This window comes from Kitasatospora sp. NPDC059812 (genome assembly GCF_042732075.1).
GTDB lineage: Bacteria > Actinomycetota > Actinomycetes > Streptomycetales > Streptomycetaceae > Kitasatospora.
Window position 1 is genome coordinate 1 of record NZ_JBHWIO010000128.1, and the last position, 4,299, is coordinate 4,299.

3 protein-coding genes are annotated in these 4,299 nt (G+C 73.1%); 2 read left to right on the forward strand and 1 reads right to left on the reverse strand.

Annotated elements, in window-relative coordinates:
- Positions 1-64: 64 nt before the first annotated feature.
- Positions 65-1,600 carry an MFS transporter gene (locus tag ACFV6D_RS36570; RefSeq protein WP_380563036.1) on the reverse strand — a complete coding sequence of 512 codons (1,536 nt, stop codon included), beginning with the start codon at positions 1,598-1,600 and terminating at the stop codon, positions 65-67.
- A 165-nt stretch (positions 1,601-1,765) separates the two neighbouring features.
- Here ACFV6D_RS36570 and ACFV6D_RS36575 point away from each other — a divergent pair, with 165 nt between their 5' ends.
- Positions 1,766-2,488: a TetR/AcrR family transcriptional regulator gene (locus ACFV6D_RS36575; RefSeq protein WP_380563038.1), complete on the forward strand. Its 723-nt coding sequence runs from the start codon at positions 1,766-1,768 to the stop codon at positions 2,486-2,488.
- Between the two features lie 248 nt (positions 2,489-2,736).
- Entirely contained in the window at positions 2,737-4,143 is a 1,407-nt protein-coding gene (locus ACFV6D_RS36580) for an ABC1 kinase family protein (protein WP_380563040.1), read from the forward strand.
- Positions 4,144-4,299 lie beyond the last annotated feature (156 nt).

Consider the following 4,299-nt stretch of genomic DNA (forward strand, 5'->3'; position numbering starts at 1 on the left):
GTGGCCGGGCCCCCCCCGGGCCCCCGGCCTTCGCAGCGAGGTGGACCAGCCAGGTCCAGCGGAGTCAGGCGGCGATCCCGGTGTCCTCCACCGACGCCCCGGCCACCGGCTCCCCCGCCGCCGTCCCGGCCTTCCGGTCGCGCATCACCAGCGTGGCCACCACCGCCGCCGCCAGCACCCCGATCGCGCTGATCGTGAAGGTCGTCGACATCGCCGAGGTGAAGGCCTCCCGGACGGTCCGGACGAGCCCGGCGTCCCCGTTGGCCAGCGCCAGCGCCCCGCCGACGGAGTGCTTCGCCTCCTCCGGCATCCCGGCGGGCATCTCGGCGGCGAAACCGCTCGACAGCAGCGAGCCCAGGATGGCGATGCCGAGCGCGGTACCGGCCTGCTGGATGGTGTCGTTCAGCGCCGAGCCGACGCCCGCCTGCTCCGGCGGGATGGTGCCCATCAGCGCGCCCACCGCCGCCGGCATCGCCAGGCCCGCGCCGAGGCCGAGCAGCCCGAGGGCGACCGCCGGGACGGTGAAGCCGGTGCCGGCGGTGACGGTGGTCAGCAGGGCGAAGGAGGCGGCCATGACGAGCATCCCGGTGAGGATGAGCAGGCGGTTGCCGATCGTGGCGGCGAACTTGGCGCCGACCCCGTTGCCGACCAGGGCGGCGATGGCCAGCGGCACGAACGCGAGGCCCGCCTTGACCGGCGAGTAGCCGAGCACGAACTGCAGGTACTGGGTGAGCACGAGCAGCAGGCCGCCGTTGCCGATCTGCACCAGGGTCAGCGACAGCGAGCCCCCGCTGAAGTTGCGGTGTTTGAAGAGCGCCAGCGGAACCATGGGCGCGGAGGTGATGTTCTCCCACGCCACGAACCCACCGAGCGCGAGCACCGCGATGGCCAGGGTGACCAGGGACTGGCCGCCGAAGGCGCCGTGCTGCGGGATCTCGATGATCCACCAGACCAGGGCGGTCATGCCGGCCGCGGAGAGCACCGCGCCGAGCGGGTCGGGCTTCTGCCACGGGCCCTTGGACTCCGGCATCAGCAGCAGGCCGGCCAGGATCGCCAGGGCGACGACCGGGACGTTGATGAAGAAGATCGAGTGCCAGGAGAAGTGGTTGATCAGCACGCCGCCGAGGACCGGGCTGCCGACCAGCCCCAGCATCGCCACCGAGCTCCAGACGGCCATCGCCTTGTTGCGCTCGTCCTCGTCGAAGACGGTGATGAGGATCGACAGCGTCGAGGGCATGATCAGCGATCCGCCGACGCCCATGGCGACCCGGGCCGCGATCACCTCGCCGGGGTTGGTGCAGAAGGTGGCCGCCAGGGAGGCCGCCCCGAAGAGCAGCAGTCCGATGATCATGATCTTCCGGCGGCCGAAGTGGTCCCCGAGGCTGCCGGCGGTGAGCAGCAGCCCGGCGAAGACCAGGACGTAGGAGTCGAGGATCCACTGGGTGTCCTGGGCGCTGGCGCCGAGGTCCGCCGTCATCGAGGGCACGGCGACCGTGAGCGCCATGCTGTCGACCACCAGGACGAGCGAGCTCAGGCACAGCACGATCAGGATCCACCAGCGGTGCGGATTGCGGCCCTCGGTCGCGTTGAGCGCTGTCATCAGCCACCCCTCCATTCTGCGCACACCGTTCCCCCGGTGCGCACCCCGTTCCTTCGTTGCGCACACTGTACGCATGTCGGAACGGCGTGCGCAATATCCGACTCCTGTACGCTCAATGCGAACGGTGTACGCAGCGAAGCAGGAGCAGAGGGAAGGGGAGCCGCCATGGCCGCCGAAACGAACCCGATCCCGTCCGTATGGGCCCGTCGGCAGCGCGAGCCCGACCAGCCCGCACTCAGCCGGGCCGCGATCGTCCGCGAGGCGATCACCATGCTGGACGCCGAGGGCATCGAGGCCCTGAGCATGCGCAAGCTCGCCACCCGGCTGAACGCGGGCGCCACCTCCCTGTACCGGCACGTGGCGACCAAGGACGAGCTGATGGAGCTCGCGGTGGACGAGGTCTTCGGCGAGATCACCCTCCCGCCCGCCGACAGCCCCGACTGGCGCGCCGCCGCCACCGAGGCCGCCGGCGCCTTCCGGGCGACGGCCCTGCGCCACCCCTGGCTGTCGTCCGTCCTCGGCCAGGCCGGCCTCGCCCACCTCGGCCCCAACCTGCTGTCCTACGGCGAGCGGCTGACCGCCTTCTTCACCTCGGCCGGCTTCCCCGAGCCGGTCCGGGCGATCGACACGGTCATCTCCTACGTCGTCGGCATGAGCACCACGGAGGCGGCCTGGCTCACCACCGTCGCCCGGGCCGGCGAGAGCGAGGCCGCGTTCATCGCCCGGCTGATGCCCGCCGCCCGGGAGGCCACCGCGGGCTTCGCCCACCTCGCCGCCGCCTACTCGGCCGCTTCCGCGGACCCGGACCCGGCCGCCACGCGCGACGCCAAGTTCGCCTACGGCCTCGCCGTGGTCCTGGACGGCCTGGCCCTCCGTCTGCCCCGCTGACCCGCTGACCCGCCAGCCGGACGACCCGCGGGCGCTCCACTCGGCGCGCAGCCACCGCCCGCCCACCACGCCGGGCCGACCGGACCAAGCCGTCCAACTCCCCCGCAAAGGGACAGCGGTCGCGGCCCTCGTACGGGCGTCCCCTCCCCGCCTGGCGAAATACCGGCGGTCGCGGGGCGGGGAGCGGGCACAATGGCCTAGTGATGGTGGGCCGTCCGGTGTCGGGGGGCCAGGGAATGGAGGCCCGGGTGAGCGATCTTCCGCGCAAGGCAGTGACCCGCACGGCACGGCTCGCCGCCCTGCCGCTGGGGATAGCCGGACGCGCCACGCTCGGTCTGGGCAAGCGCATCGGCGGGCGCTCCGCCGAGGTGGTGACGGCCGAGCTCCAGCAGGCCACCGCCGACCAGCTGTTCAAAGTCCTGGGTGAACTCAAGGGCGGGGCCATGAAGTTCGGGCAGGTGCTGTCCGTCTTCGAGGCCGCGCTGCCCGAGGAGGTCGCCGGGCCGTACCGGGCCGCGCTCACCAAGCTGCAGGACGCCGCTCCCCCGATGCCCGCCGCCAAGGTGCACACCGCGCTCGCCCAGCGGCTCGGGGACGGCTGGCGCGAGCTGTTCCGGGAGTTCGACGACCGGCCGGCGGCGGCCGCCTCGATCGGGCAGGTGCACCGGGCCGTCTGGCACGACGGGCGCCGGGTCGCGGTCAAGGTGCAGTACCCGGGCGCGGGCGACGCGCTGCTCGCCGACCTGACGCAACTGAGCCGGGTGGCCTGGCTGTTGGGCCCGCTGATCCCGGGGCTGGACATCAAGCCGCTGATCGCCGAGCTGCGCGAACGGGTGTCGGAGGAACTGGACTACGAGCTGGAGGCGCAGGCTCAGCGCCGCCACGCCGAGGAGTTCGCCGGCGACCCGGACATCGTGGTGCCCGGCGTGGTGGCGCAGGCCGACCAGGTGCTGGTCACCGAGTGGATGGACGGCACCCCGCTGGCCGAGGTGATCACGGGCGGCACCCAGGAGGAGCGCGACCGTGCCGGGCAGTTGCTGGCCCGGTTCCTGTTCGCGGGCCCGTCCCGGACCGGCCTGCTGCACGCAGACCCGCACCCGGGCAACTTCCGGCTGCTGAAGGACGACGGCCCGGCGTCGGGCTGGCGGCTGGGGGTGCTGGACTTCGGCACGGTGGACCGGCTGCCGGGCGGGCTGCCCGCGCCGATCGGGGCGTCGCTGCGGATGGCCCTGGACGGCGACGCGGCGGGCGTGCTGAAGATGCTGCGCGAGGAGGGCTTCGTCAAGCCCTCGATCGAACTGGACCCGGACGCGGTGCTGGACTACCTGCGGCCGATCATCGAGCCGGCCGCCGTGGACAGCTTCCACTTCACCCGGGCCTGGATGCGCGCGCAGGCGGCCCGGATCGCCGATCCGCGCTCGCCCGCCTACAACCTGGGCAAGCAACTGAACCTGCCGCCCGCGTACCTGCTGATCCATCGGGTGACGCTGAGCACCATCGGGGTGCTCTGCCAGTTGGGCGCCCAGGCGCCGTTCCGGGCGGAGATGCTGGCGTGGCTGCCCCAGTTCGCCGGTCGGGAACCGGCGGCGACGGCGAAGCCGGCCGGTCGCAAGCCGGCCAGCGGCGAGCCCGCCAACCGCACCCGCAAGAGCTGACCACAACGCCCCCGACGACCGCAGGCCGCTCCCCCGGGGGGGGGGGGGTTTTCCATCAGCTTGGGGGGGGTGTTAACGCCCCAGCGCTTCCCGGGGCGCCGGGGGCCCGGCGGGTGTGGGGGGGCGGGGTGGAGGGTCCGCGAACGGCCGGTAACG